11 protein-coding genes and 1 pseudogene are annotated in these 13,528 nt (G+C 42.6%); 7 read left to right on the top strand and 5 right to left on the bottom strand.

All coding sequences use genetic code 11. From position 1 onward, the window contains the following. Positions 1-93: 93 nt before the first annotated feature. The 3 genes from GC096_RS16005 to GC096_RS15995 all read right to left on the bottom strand — a co-directional run bounded on the left by GC096_RS16005 (position 94) and on the right by GC096_RS15995 (position 3,861). A complete protein-coding gene (locus GC096_RS16005) occupies positions 94-1,080 on the bottom strand; it encodes an ABC transporter substrate-binding protein (RefSeq protein WP_171631547.1) in 987 nt (328 codons plus the stop codon). Between the two features lie 76 nt (positions 1,081-1,156). Then, the gene (locus tag GC096_RS16000; protein ID WP_171631546.1) at positions 1,157-2,803 is read right to left on the bottom strand and encodes a helix-turn-helix domain-containing protein; all 1,647 of its coding nucleotides are present in this window, start codon (positions 2,801-2,803) and stop codon (positions 1,157-1,159) included. Between the two features lie 95 nt (positions 2,804-2,898). Next, positions 2,899-3,861 (bottom strand): helix-turn-helix transcriptional regulator, encoded by a 963-nt coding sequence (locus GC096_RS15995; RefSeq protein ID WP_171631545.1) that lies wholly within the window; start codon positions 3,859-3,861, stop codon positions 2,899-2,901. 114 nt (positions 3,862-3,975) lie between these two features. Here GC096_RS15995 and GC096_RS15990 point away from each other — a divergent pair. The 5 genes and pseudogenes from GC096_RS15990 to GC096_RS15970 all read left to right on the top strand — a co-directional run. Then, positions 3,976-4,293, top strand: a pseudogene (locus tag GC096_RS15990) (effector binding domain-containing protein); the annotation flags it as partial. Between the two features lie 22 nt (positions 4,294-4,315). Beyond that, complete coding sequence (locus GC096_RS15985) at positions 4,316-4,738, top strand: DoxX family protein (RefSeq protein ID WP_171631543.1); 423 nt, start codon at positions 4,316-4,318, stop codon at positions 4,736-4,738. A 60-nt stretch (positions 4,739-4,798) separates the two neighbouring features. Then, entirely contained in the window at positions 4,799-5,278 is a 480-nt protein-coding gene (locus tag GC096_RS15980; RefSeq protein WP_171631542.1) for a GyrI-like domain-containing protein, read from the top strand. Positions 5,279-5,301: 23 nt separating this feature from the next. Continuing rightward, on the top strand, positions 5,302-5,769 hold the full coding sequence (locus GC096_RS15975; RefSeq protein ID WP_171631541.1) for a DUF8821 family protein: 468 nt from the start codon (positions 5,302-5,304) through the stop codon (positions 5,767-5,769). A gap of 484 nt (positions 5,770-6,253) precedes the next feature. Continuing rightward, on the top strand, positions 6,254-7,474 hold the full coding sequence (locus tag GC096_RS15970) for a Fic family protein (protein WP_171631540.1): 1,221 nt from the start codon (positions 6,254-6,256) through the stop codon (positions 7,472-7,474). 101 nt (positions 7,475-7,575) lie between these two features. Here the strand turns inward: GC096_RS15970 and GC096_RS15965 are convergent, their stop codons facing one another. Further along, positions 7,576-8,997 (bottom strand): MDR family MFS transporter, encoded by a 1,422-nt coding sequence (locus GC096_RS15965; RefSeq protein ID WP_171631539.1) that lies wholly within the window; start codon positions 8,995-8,997, stop codon positions 7,576-7,578. Positions 8,998-9,142: 145 nt separating this feature from the next. Here GC096_RS15965 and GC096_RS15960 point away from each other — a divergent pair, with 145 nt between their 5' ends. Then, complete coding sequence (locus GC096_RS15960) at positions 9,143-9,766, top strand: TetR/AcrR family transcriptional regulator (RefSeq protein WP_171631538.1); 624 nt, start codon at positions 9,143-9,145, stop codon at positions 9,764-9,766. 264 nt (positions 9,767-10,030) lie between these two features. Further along, positions 10,031-10,864: a LamG-like jellyroll fold domain-containing protein gene (locus tag GC096_RS15955; protein ID WP_171631537.1), complete on the top strand. Its 834-nt coding sequence runs from the start codon at positions 10,031-10,033 to the stop codon at positions 10,862-10,864. 77 nt (positions 10,865-10,941) lie between these two features. On the opposite strand, the gene GC096_RS15950 is transcribed toward GC096_RS15955, so the two are convergent. Beyond that, entirely contained in the window at positions 10,942-13,209 is a 2,268-nt protein-coding gene (locus GC096_RS15950) for a helix-turn-helix domain-containing protein (RefSeq protein WP_171631536.1), read from the bottom strand. Positions 13,210-13,528: the final 319 nt, after the last annotated feature.

Below are 13,528 nucleotides of genomic sequence, written 5' to 3'. Positions count from 1 at the left end.
TTTTACAAATCTCTCGACATGCCAAAAGACCCGCTTCACAACCGTAAATGAACGGATAGAAGCGGGTCTGTATTCAGATTAGGGCATTAATTTCTATCTGCCAGCCAGAATGGCATCAGCCAAGATATCGATCTGATTCTCGACGGCAATAGGATCATCGTTATACAAGTAATTATAGTTAACTACGTGGACATTTCCATTTTTGACTGCTTTTAGATTTTTCCAGAGAGGGCTGCTCTCCAGTTCTTTGAGAACAGTCGAAGTACCATCAGGGTCATAGGTCGTTAATATAATGTGATCGCCTGCAAATTCGGGTAGAACTTCGTAAGAGATCTCACGATACCACTCTTTGGCATTCCGGAATTCTTTATCTACATTAGGCGCAGGTGTCACTTGCAGACCTTCATACAACGCGTAGCCGCCCATATTGACAAACCCATATACGCGAAGTTTATTTTTCCAAATATTGAAGATGGTGAATGTTTCATCCTTGTTAACTTTACTAGAAACCTTTTTCCGAGCCGCTTCTACTTTCGTATCAAATTGCGTAATCCATTGTTCCGCTTCAGCTTTCCGCCCCAGAATGTCTCCAAAGATGCGTACAGAATCCTTAGGTCCACCACTTAGTTCCAACGGAACGGTTGGAGCGATCTTGGAGAAATTATCGTATTTCGAAGCTCCCCAGGAAATGATAAGATCGGGCTGCAACTCAACGATCTTCTCCAGCGATTGTCCAATGCTCTCCGTGCCATCTTTCTTAATGAAGGGATGATTCTTGAGTACGTAATCATCTGTACCAATAGGCTTAAGCCCAAGGGCAACGAGTTGGCCATAGTACCAGTCGGTGACTACACGTTCTGCTTTGACAGGAATTTCGGAAGTACCTGACATATGTTTATAGGATCGAGTTTTCGCTTCTGTACTCGGCTTACCCGTTTCCTTAGTAGCGTCTACTGACTGGTTATTGGCCGTTGGTGTTCCCGCGGTACTGCCGGATTCCTTCGCATTACTGCAAGCGACAGTCCCCCCAACCATCATGATGATAATGAAACAAATTAGCAATATTCTCTTTCTACCCATTACCTAGTGCCCTCCCGTATATAATGATTCTCATTCTCATTGATAATGATAACAAGATCATTCTTCCATGTACATGTCAGATTATTCTCTGATCCTTTGGATAATTGGGCAAAAGGTAATGGATGACATCATTCAGTTGAGCATCTAGGGCAGCTGGTCCGTAACCGTACCATTTGGTCATATCCACCGGATATACATATTGTTGCTTCCTGGCAGTTAAGGCAAGCCACTCTGGGCTTCTCATCATGGTCACGGCACGTTGTTTGGCTGCTTGATTATTCTCAATGGATACAAAGTAATGATCGGCATCATAACGGGTTAATTCAGGGATAGAAAACTCAGGGTGCTCTAACCCTTGAGCGTACATAGAAGCAACAATACAAGGGCGTGTCAGCTGCAAAATGTCATAGAGTAAATCAGCCCCCATGTACCCGTAAGCATAAATCAGTGAACGATTGCTGCGTACATTGATGATGGCAACTGTCGCGTGCGGACCTAGTAGTCGACATAAAGCTTCCCGTACTTGTCCTGCACGATGATCGAAAGAATCCAACCAGTCGCGTGCATGCTGCTCCGTACCCGTTATCTGGGCAACATTCATAAAGTGTTGTTTCCAAGTCACACCGCGCCAAGGAATCTGAATGACCAGTCCCGCCTGCTGATAGCGTTCAATGTGTTGGTATTCATCACCTTCTACTAGAGGAAGCAAAATGATATCAGGCTTGACGTTCTGGAGTAGCTGCAGCCGTCTCGCATGCTCGGTTTCCCAATAGAGTGGTTGAAACGAACGTGAACCTTGTAAGAGTTGAAACTGATCATTCATCCAAGTATCTGTAATGGCTGCACTAGGCTTAACGCCAAGCGAGAGCAGGTCCAGTGTAAAGGCATGGTCCAAGGATGCGATTGTATGGGGTTTACGTACATATATCGTTGGGGCCACCCCTGTGACTTGCTTGAACTTACGGCTTAAATAGAACTCATCGGCATAGCCTACCTGGTGGGCAACTTCGTTTAACGATTGTCGGGATTGCAGCAAAATAGTTTTCACCTTGTCAATGCGTAAACGATTCAGATATTCGGTAAAGGTAGAGCCAGTCCGCTGCTTAAAACTTAACGTGAATTGCCGCAGGCTTAAACCAGATAAGCGTACAACATCATTTCGTTTGATTTTGCGTTCATAATGGGTATGCACATAAGAAATGACCTGGTCAATACCGTCCAGCGGCTGAGTAAAAGAAAGGCAATCGGGCTGTTCAAGTGCCCAGCATGCATCAGCGAATAGAGTAAGGAATTGAGCCTGTAAAGGGAGGCGCTGAGACAAGCTGTTATACAGCCGATTTTCGTATGAATCGTATAGGGAGGACACTTGATCAAGCAGAACTGCATGGCTTAGTTTAGCCAGCATCGGCATGAACGGAGAGTCCGTGGACGATTCCTCACCTATCCATTCGTAGTTGCAGGCATAGAAACGAAGCTGCTCTGTAGATGATTGAAGGTTCTCTATCAGAGCCTCATTTTGAATATGAATGGATGTATGGGGCGGTAGGTATATACAACCGATGCCTTCAAGCTTGTGTGTGTGGTTGTTAATCGTAAGTATAACGGAACGCGCATCTATAAATAATAAACTATAGGCATCCCGATAATAATGAAAGCCCTCGGTGTGCAAAGCCTCTGTGTACATCGACATGTTTTTAAGAACAGGAAGTCCTGAATGCTTCATAACGAGTGCCAGCTCCTTCTATGATGCCTCTTCTTCATTATTAGTATAAATGATGGATGGGTTGACGCAAAGAGCACCCAGCGAGATCATTTTATTTATTCTTTATAAACGGACAGTCGCTCCTGTAAACCTTCAACAACCTCTTTCGGTATTTCTCTAATCCTCATATCTCCACCTAAGAAAAGCAGCCAATTTGTGATTTCGCTCAATTCATCTGAATGATGAGTATGGATGAACGTTTTTAAAATAGCCGTACTCTGATAAGGATTCGTATATGAAATTGAAATGTCTAACGGATGATACTTTTTGTACTGAGCTATCGCCTTTGGACCTAGTTCAAGGACAAGATTAATGGCTTTTTCCTGCTTGCTTAATAGTTCTATAATCTTCTTCTTGCTGAATCTTTTTTTCTCAGAGTACGGTGTAACATCAGTGAGATTGTCGACAGGAATAATCCGCCGCTTCTCTTCCTCTAGGTCAAAGCCTTCAATTTGCCAAGAACTTTTCTCCCGATATAAGTGCAATACATAAATGGAATAAGACCTTATTACGCTGCCTTCCTCGACGGAAACGACTAAGTAGCTGTCCGATAGAATGAGTTGGATGAGCTGTTCTAACATAGGAAGAGGGATATCTGACAGATCGAGCAAGTCGGGATTATGAGGGTTGGTTCCTTCAAACAGCAAGATTTGATTTAACAATACAAGATCATCTTGTTGATTTGCCGAGATAAGTCCAAGTAGTTTTTCAGCTAAAGATTGACGACTCTTGAGATAGGGGAGCTGCAGATTTCTTGTGGCCATGAAGGCGATAAAAAGGGCTTTAATCTCATTATCGGTAAAGCGGACAGTCGGAAGAACGGAATTTTTCATAACAAAATAGCCCCCGTCTCTCCCAACTTCAGCGACAAGCGGCATTCCCATGGTCTCAATTTCTCTGATATCGCGGATAGCTGTAGAACGAGAGATATTAAATTCCTGCATGATTTCAGAAATGGTAAAATGGGCGCGGTTGTTAATATACCGCATGATGATATTAATGCGTTCGACTTTTCGCATCGGGCCCCCTAAACAGTATCATATTTTGACATGATTAATAGTTATTATAAACGTATGAAGTGAAAACACAAATATGCAATCAATAGAAAAGGAGCTTAGACGCTTTAAAGGCAGTCTACGAACAATTATATCTTTGCTGTGAACGAGGCGGTAAATCACAAGCGGATGTATTATGCAGGCGTTATGACAGGTGCATCGACATCGCAAGAACACAGGATGATTCAATTCCCTAAGGGACAATACCTCGTTATTACAGGTGAAGGGAAGACGGCGAATGAGTTGAGCAGTATGCTTACGGGCATTGCTTTTGGTCAAGTGTTGCCGGCAGCGGACGATTTTGCCTATGTAGGCGGTCCTAATGCAACGGTGGAGATGGGCCATCATAACGGCTTTGTATCTGGGGAAATATGGATTCCAGTTATTAAGAAATAACAAGAATAGAGGAGGAATCAATATGAGTACGATCCTAGGTAATGAGAAAATTGCGAAAGTAGAATCCCGCCCTATTGGAAGGATAACCGCTTATTGGACCGTCACCATTATCCTAGCATTCTCGATTGCATTAAGTGGTATTGGGCAACTAATGCGCTATGGGGGGAATGTTGATTTAGTGACGGATATTGGTTTCCCGTTGTATATCACGAATATTCTCGGAGCTTGGAAACTACTTGGCGTCATTGCGATCGTAATGCCAGGTTTCCCGCGGCTGAAGGAATGGGCGTATAGCGGTATCTTTTTTCTAATGACGGGTGCGGCTTTATCTCATGCGTTCGCTAACGATTACGGGGATTACGGATTTCATATTATTCTTCCGCTTTTCTATGCTGCGCTTGGCATCGCTTCTTGGGCACTGCGCCCGAATAGCCGCAAACTTTAATGAGTGTAGGATCTAGTGTAAAATAAAGGTAAAATTCATTTATAAAAAGGAGATTTGATCATGGCAACGTATACCCTTGAGGAAAAAGACAGTTTTATCGTTCTAGGTATTGGCACGGAGTTGAAGAGCAATTACACGGATTATGCCGGTATAAATAAGGAGAAGGAAAGTTTTTGGCGGGAAGTGGAGCAAGACGGAAGGCTTGATGCATTGAAGGCCATTGCCACGAACGACTACATTTTTGCCGTGAATGAAGCGGTCAACTATAAGATGATGTATTACGCTGGCGTTATGACTGGAGCATCGGTTCCGGAAGAACATAGAGTTATTCAATTCCCTAAGGGAGAATACCTCATCGTTAAAGGTGAAGGAAAGACAGCGGATGAGTTGAGTAATAAACTTACTGGGATTGCCTTTGGTCAAGTCTTGCCAGAAGCCCAGAATTTCGCCTACGTTGGCGGGCCTAATGCAACAGTTGAGATGGGACAGCGAGACGGCCTCGTCTATGGCGAAGTATGGATTCCTGTTGTTCGGAAATAAGCGAAATTCTAGGAGGGATGAGCGTGTCTCAGATCGTTGATTTTAAAAATGTATCTACAGCTGGTTTAGAATCTTCCCCAGTTGCAGAGTCGCTTGCAGGTCTACGAGCTAATGAAGCCCGTTACTTTATGAATAAATACAAGCATGAATTTACGGTTGTACCCGCTGGTGAAAGCCAGGAGGCCCTGGAGTATGCAAACCGAGTTCTAAAAGAAGAACGTGGTATTGAGTTTGCAGCCAAACCGTTAGAAACGGCGCGTTTCCAAGTGGAAAATATCCAATTTACCTACATCTTCTATGAGGACGGTCTTGGGATCAATGTCATGTATACAGTTGATGATCCTAAGAAGCGGGCCGTTGGTTTTAAGCTTTCTGAGGGGATGGAAGTGCCTAAAGAGTTGGAAGAGAAGAAGTTTAAATTTGCTAGACAGAAGTCCAAACTTGCGGGGACGATTCGAGGTTCGTTCTTCGTGATTAAAGGACAATATTAAGGTTTCAAGTGTGATGAGATATGGACAAATTGTGGTTTTGAATAAATATAACCGTGTAAAGGACTGCCGATAGGCAGTCCTTTTGTACTTTTATTGAAACTTTTACATGTTTGGGAACTAATCCGCAAGTAGCTTCTTATAAATAATTTCCACAATCATGCATATGTATAAAGTAAATTCCCCTATGTGGGGAGAGCTATTATTTGGGGTATATAGATTTCTTCTTATGTTAAGACTAATAACACTTTTAATACAGAGGTGTTAAAGATGAAGGTTGTATGTCCTTCGTGCAAGAGAGATGTGAAAGTTAAGATGAATGGGAATGGACGTTGTATTTGTGGTGCAAATATAAAAGTATTGGATTAATTCTATCTAATAAGTAGAATCTATATATAAAAAATAACATATTTTTATACATAGGACTAGACAGCACCGATTTAGTGTGTAAATATTACTTGTAAATAGTAAATCGGCGGTGAATTAGATGAGACATGTACATAAGGTCTTCCATGAAACTAGTGCTAGTGAATTTAATAAAGTTTATGAGGAGAGATTTAACTATCATTCTACCGTGAGGTTTGGAATGCATATCAAACCTATGGATCAGTCTACTTATTATGAATTATATTATGTACCGACAAACAAAATGATTAGGATGATTAGTGACCTTTGCATAATTTCGAGAGATTTTAACACTACCTTTGGAAATCTGCCGAAAGTAGCACAGAAACAATTTATTATCGAGTGCATCTCGGAGGAATTGTATAATACAAACCAGTTAGAGGGAATAAGAAGTAGTAGAGAACAAATCGTTAGAAGCACTAAGGACGTAATATTTAACAAAAAGTCAAAGAAGAGATTCGAGAGTATGATAAAATCATACTTCCATCTGCTCGATGATTTTGAGTTTCCTCAAACCTCAAAAGATATTAGAAAAATACATGATGATATTACTCAAGGAGAAATTGACTCGCAGGAACTTCCTGATGGGGAGATTTTTAGAAAAGAAACTACTTATATTTTGAAAAAATCAGGTAGTGGTAAGGTTGTTCATCAAGGAATTACACCAGAATCAGAAATAATTAGTCTGACCGAGAGATTATTAAACTTCATAAATAATGATTCTGACATACCTAATTTAATAAAAGTGGCAGTTAGCCATTATTATTTTGGTTACATACATCCTTTTTATGACGGAAACGGAAGGACTTCTAGATTTATTAGTAGTATGTACTTGTCAAAGGATCTAGGAAATATCTCTACATTATCGTTATCGAGAGGGTGTAATAAGTATAAAACTAAATACCTTGAGGCTTTTGAAATTTCTAATAGTATTAGAAGCAGAGGGGAAATGAATAGTTTTATTGAAACGTTTCTAGAAATTATTATTGAAGCTCTTAAGCAGATGAATACAGAATTGAAAGAAAAAAGTCTGTTGCTAAATTTGGCATTGAAGAAGTTAGACGGTGAGCCAAAGTTACAGGGTTTAACGAAAAATCATAAAGATATTATGTTTGTTTTGGCCCAAAATCATTTCTTTGATTCTAGTAGTGGCCTGACAGTGAGTGACTTAACTGAAATATTTGAAAAGTCGGCAGTAACAATAAGGAAAATAGTTAAAGAGTTACTCGACTTCTCACTAGTGGAACAAGAAGGAGAAAGGCCGGCATATTTCTGTATTAGACATAAATACTTCGAGGAATGAACGGCTGCTTACTGAATACAGGGCCATCATATGGCGTACGATCCCAGAAATGAGGTCGTACGCCATTTTCTTTTGAGACAACCGTGATTAGATTAGTTACTTTACTGCTTCGCAGCGACCTTGAAGGCCACCTTATTAGTTAAAAATAGGGAAGGAACGATCATGATGACCATGAGGATGCTCGCTGTTAAGAAACCGGCTTGATAGGCAGATGCCAAATGGGAAACATCCGGAGTCGCAACTTTCAACTGATTGACGACAATGGTTGCTAATACGGCTGAACCGAAGGCGCCGCCGATATTTTGAACAATGCGGGTGGCGATACTGGCTTGTGGAATTTGCGTCTTGGCTAAACCTGTATAGGCATCACTCATTAATGGGATTGCTACGCCGCCAACGCCGATGCCGCGAATAAGGAGTACAATCGCAATCATCCAATAACTCGTATTTTGATCGAACCCAATAAAAGGAATTGTTCCTACTAAAGAAATTACGATCGAGATGATGACAACAATCTTGGCACCGATGCGATCAATCATTTTCCCGATTAGGGGCCTTACAAGCAACATGCCGACCCCCTGAGGGATTAAAGATAATGAAGCTACGATGATGGAATCATTGCGCACATTCTGAAATAATAGCGGCAGCAGAAGCATTGGACCCATTGTGCCGATCCCAGCCAGGAATAAACCGCAAAAGGATGCGCTAAAGCTTCTAAACTTAAATAAGTTTAAGGGCATAATGACTGTTTTCTCATTCCGAAGTGCGTACATGACGTAAATGACAGTTAATACAGCGCCAATTAGGATGAACGTTATGGTTTTCGTATTATTAAAACCCGCCATCTCCGCTGCTGCAGTGATACCGTAAATAAAACTAACCGAAATACCACCGAGCAATAAGATCCCTAGCCAATCAAGCTTTGCTTGTTGGTTGGCGGGGGGGAAGCTGGGCAGCTTTTTATGAATAAAGTATAGCGTTATGAACACGACTGGAACATTGATAAAGAAGATCCAATGCCATGAAAGATAATCGACAAGGACTCCGCCAATGACGGGTCCCAGAATTGGCCCTAGAACCATGGGGAGACCTACAATAGACATTAATCGACCGAGTATTTTTTGGCCGGCTGCTTGTATTAGAAGCGTTGTTAACAGTGGCATGATCAAACCTGCGCTAAAGCCTTGAATAAGCCGGAAAACAATCATACTAGCTAAATTCCATGATAGTCCTGAGGTAACCGAACCAATCAGAAAAACGATCTGAGCGGCGATATACACCTTTTTTCCATCAAATCGCTGAATAAGCCATCCCGAAAAGGGAACGGCTATTCCTGTAGCTAATACATAGCCTGTCACGATCCATTGAATGTTATCAAGTGAGGCACCGAAAGCCTTGGCAAAATCATTCAGTGCGATGTTCACCATAGTTCCATCCAACATGGGGGCAATCGCACCAAGGACAAGTACAAATGCCATAGTTAACAAGGGCCGGGGTATTTTTTCATCTTCTTTTGTAGCCATGATACGAGCTCCTCTCTATATAAGATACAATTTGAACCTTATTTACATATTGAACTATACATCGCTTTGGAAGAAGTTGCAAGGTACAAAATGTATCTTAAATTCATGCTATACTGATTACATAGAATTGATGAGGAGTTTTGAAATGCCAAGTATAAGAAAACGAGGGAAAGAGCTTGAAAGCGCCATATTGGAAGCAGCATTTGAGATTTTTCAAACGACTGGCTATCCAGAAATGACATTCCAAAATGTCGCAAAAAAGGCGCAAACAAGTCGCACGGTCTTATATCGTCAGTATGAAAGCCAAATGCATCTACTACATGCCATGGCGCATTATCGCATATCACAAGTATTCGGGGAGTCTACGTTACTTGATCTCATTGAAGATCATGGAAGCTTGCGCGCAGATTTACTCGCGGCTGTACATGTGTATCAACGTTTCTTGGATGCGATTGGCCCCGAACTGTTCGGTACTGTCTTGTTGGAACTGAGTCGAAACCAGGAAAGTTGGAAGGAAGTCTTGCTTCATGCGCACGAAAAAAATGTGCAAATCATTCAAAAGATTCAAGAATTCGCACAGAAGCGTGGAGAAATAACGGATGATTTCACGCCTATGCAGTTACAGATACCTTTTAACATGATGAGATATGAATTTATGATTCAAGGTGGCAAGTTGACCGATTCCTACTTGCGTTTATTGGTTGATGAGGTGTTGCTGCCGATTTACTTGAATACCGAGGGTCCATCTCATTCAACAAGTAGGAAGTAGGATAAAGCGCAGAGTTAGTGTTTAACATGAGCACCCATGCTTCGCATTTTTATCGATTATGACGAATTGTTTGGCTGGATTAAGATTTCATCATCATCCCAAAACGAGGCCATTTTGAAGTAAGTCTCATCCCGCTAAGATAAAGATATCGAGGGTGAAAGGAGGGAATTGGAACGGCAGACGACCAAGTTAAGCGAAACGGGTATAACTAGCGCAGGTGCAACCAAGCAAGTGATTTGCCAATAGGAGAGGAGACGATTGACAATGAGTAATGCTTTTTCAATTCGTATGTCCAAGCTTGCGGTTTCTTTGATGACAGCTGTCCTACTTTCTGCCTGTTTCAATGTATCTTCATTCGTACATGCAACCTCCACCTACGACACGGCAGTACTGGCTGACAATCCCGTTGGATATTGGCCCTTATCTTCCACGGTAACGGCGGATCAATCGGGGAACGGTTTGAACGGCACGTTTACTGGAAGCCCGACTGACACGACGATGCCGAATGGGGATGCAGCTCCGGTATTCAACGGAACGAATCAATATTTTACAATCCCTGACGACGATTATCTGGAGGTTACGCGCACAGGAATCTTGACCGTCGAAGCCTGGATGCGGCCGGATACGCTGCAATTTACGAACTATGAGAGCAGCGGGTATGTGCATTGGATGGGCAAAGGGACGTCCGGACAGCATTCTTGGGTGGCTAGAATGTACAATTTAACCAACACCGAAAACCGTCCAAATCGTATCAGCGGCTATTCGTTTAATTTAAGCGGTGGCTTAGGCGCAGGCTCCTACTTCCAGGATACGGTGACCGCCGGTCAATGGATTCACTACACCTTGGTTATCAACACGGTGAATACGAGCACGACGTACCCGACAGGCTACACGAAGGTGTTTAAAAACGGCGTCCTGCGTGATCAAGACAAGCTGTCCGACTACAGCATCGTACCTGGAAACGGCACGGCTCCGATGCGGATCGCCACGCGAGATCTCGCATCGTACTTCCAAGGCGCAATCGGCAAAGTTGCCGTGTACGATTATGAGCTGACGCCTACCAAACTGGCTGCGCATTACAGCACGATGACGAATTAAGCGTAGCTGAGGGCTAACGCAGCACCAAAGTGAAAAGGACGATCCCCGAAAATATTTCGGTCAAGATCGTCCTTTTTTTAGTTCATACGAGCTCGCCTGAACTCGCTCGGCGTAATGCCCGTATGCTTTTTAAACATGCGGTTGAAGGAAGCAATCGTGTAATAGCCGACAAGCGTAGAGACGTCCTGAATTTTGAGATCCGTCTTCTCCAGCAGCTCCATTGCTTTATTCATGCGCACCGTATTGACATAATCGCTAAAATTGATCTCCGTCTTTTCTTTAAAATAGGTCGACAAATAAGCGCCTGTAATGTTGAGCTTATCCGCTAACAAGTCCAGCGATAGATCGCTGCCGAAATGCTCATTGACGTAGTTCGTTACGAAACTGGTAATATGGTCGGTCGCTTCTTTCTTCTGACGAATATCGGAGGCGGACTGTGTCAGGATTTCCTTGAAAAACTGCTGAAATTGTTCTAGCGTACGGCAATTCTTGAGAATATCCGCCGGGCTCCTCTTATCATCCAGTAAGGAGATTGGATTATGGCTCGAATAGAGCGTTTTGATAATCAAATTGACGATTTCCTTGGCAAGGTCATGGATTTGCGCGTAGGAAGCGCCGCGTTTGACTGCGAGCTCTAACGTTTTCGACACGATAGGAATTGTGATCGTGGGGTTACCGGAAGTCAAATTTGCGGTAAATTCTTTCATGTTAGCCGGTGTGAGCCAGAGATCCGGGGGTAGAATCTCTTTTTCCCGAATGATTTGGACACCTTCCCCAAGCTTCCGTTGTTTGGCTAACAGCAGCGTGTTTTCAAAAGCCTCGTTGAAAATAAATGCATTGTCATGGACAGGACTCACGGCAATGGTGACGGAACAATAGGAAGCATCCAGCTCAAATATTTTTTTAATATCGAGCAGTAGACTGTCTAATACGGAAAGCTCGGAATCGTTTGTAAAAATAATCGTCAGAATTTGATCCTTCTCAATTTGGAAGGTCAAGGCGTCTTTATAGGCCTGAATAAACTGCGATTGCACGAATTCCTTAATGTAATAGGAAGCGCGATTCGGATCCATGTCCATAGCGGCTAACTGGTTGTCGATATACATGAGCTGGTATAACACGATGACATAGGGTTTATCGGAATCGATGGAAATTTTCGCGTCCTCAATATCGGTGTGAATCATTTTTACCTTATTTAAGTAGGCGTAGTGCTTGAGCAGGGAATTTTTGCTTAGTAAGTCCCGGTTAATCGTTTCATTGGTCAAAAATAAATCATGCAGCTTCTGGCTAATAACATTGAACTCGCGAATCGGACTTACAAAGGGGACGCTCTGGGGGCGATCCATTTGTTGAATGGAGCTGATGATCGTGTTGAGCGGATTATTGAACCGTTTGGCAAAGAGAATTGAAATGCCGACTCCGATGATAACGGAAAGGAATATCAGCCCAATCATAAACACATTCAGCTTAAAGAACTGTTCAGAAATCGTAGCGAAAGGCACGATCAGCACATAGGTGTTTCCGGTCACTGCACCTTGTTTGTAGAAATAATAATTGGTGCCTTCCAAATAATAGCCGGAGCTGTCAGTATGCGGCTTCAATTGCAGTGGAATTTGCCGACTGGTTACGGCATACGTTTCGCCCCCGGCGTCATCCAGAATGTAGAAGTTGGAATCTGCTTGAAAATGGCTGTAGGCCTCAAACATTTGATCGCTGTCTAGCAACGCTATGATGGCGAAGCCGTCCGTTGCGGCGCTTTTGAAAAGAACAGGATTAAACTTCCCAAAGCTTCTAGTAGAGAAGCTTGTACTTTCTTGAAATTCTGCAGAAGGGTACACCCGGAAGGAGAGCGAAGATTTTCCGGTTTCCGTCGACCAGAACTGCTCTGGATACGTGGGGGACGTATAAAATTTGCTGAACATCATTTGCGCATCTCGGGACCCATCTTTATCGATAACAAAATCACGGTTCGGAAAGTAATAGATGATGTTGTACAAAGAAAGCTGATTGTTCGCTAACACATTTTGCAGCTCGCGTTGAACCTGACTTGAAATATAAAAGTCGAGCTTCTGCGGGTTATTTTTGAGCGCTTCGGTATGGGTGTTGAAGTATGAGCTGACGAGCAGACTTTTAATTAACGAAATGTTTTTTTCATAGCTGGCGACAGTCGTCTCGAGATTCAGAGAGCTGTTCTTAATAATTTCTTCACGAATACTGCTTCGAAAGAAGGTAAAGGAGGCCACATTAAAGGATACGAGCAGCAAAATGATGATAATGAAACTGATCAATAGTCGGTAGAACAAGGAAGTGCTGTATCTTTTTCTAGGGACATAGGTGGTTTGCATTGTCGTCTCCTTTCGCTAGCCTGTAGTATGTGGAAATTATAGCATGGTCAAATTCATGGTGTGAGAAAATATTTACAATTTCCTTATATGAATTTTTACGATTCTTATTATTATTCTCGATTTAGAGAAATTTGCGAATGAGTCGATGAGGAAGTGGATAGTCGGCATGGTATTTTTCGGATACGATGGGCTTGTCGATACAGAGCCTCAATAACCAGAGGGGGCAACCCACATTGAGAAGAAGGAGAGATGACTATTGCGTACGAACCCATCGGCCGCCACGACACAGACGTCTGTTTCGCAAGCGAATCTCCGGTCG

Origin of the sequence: Paenibacillus plantarum (assembly GCF_013141695.1) — a bacterium.
Classification (GTDB): Bacteria; Bacillota; Bacilli; order Paenibacillales; family NBRC-103111; genus Paenibacillus_E; species Paenibacillus_E plantarum.
The sequence above is the reverse complement of the archived record's forward strand: the minus strand, read 5'-3'. Positions and strand labels throughout refer to the sequence as shown.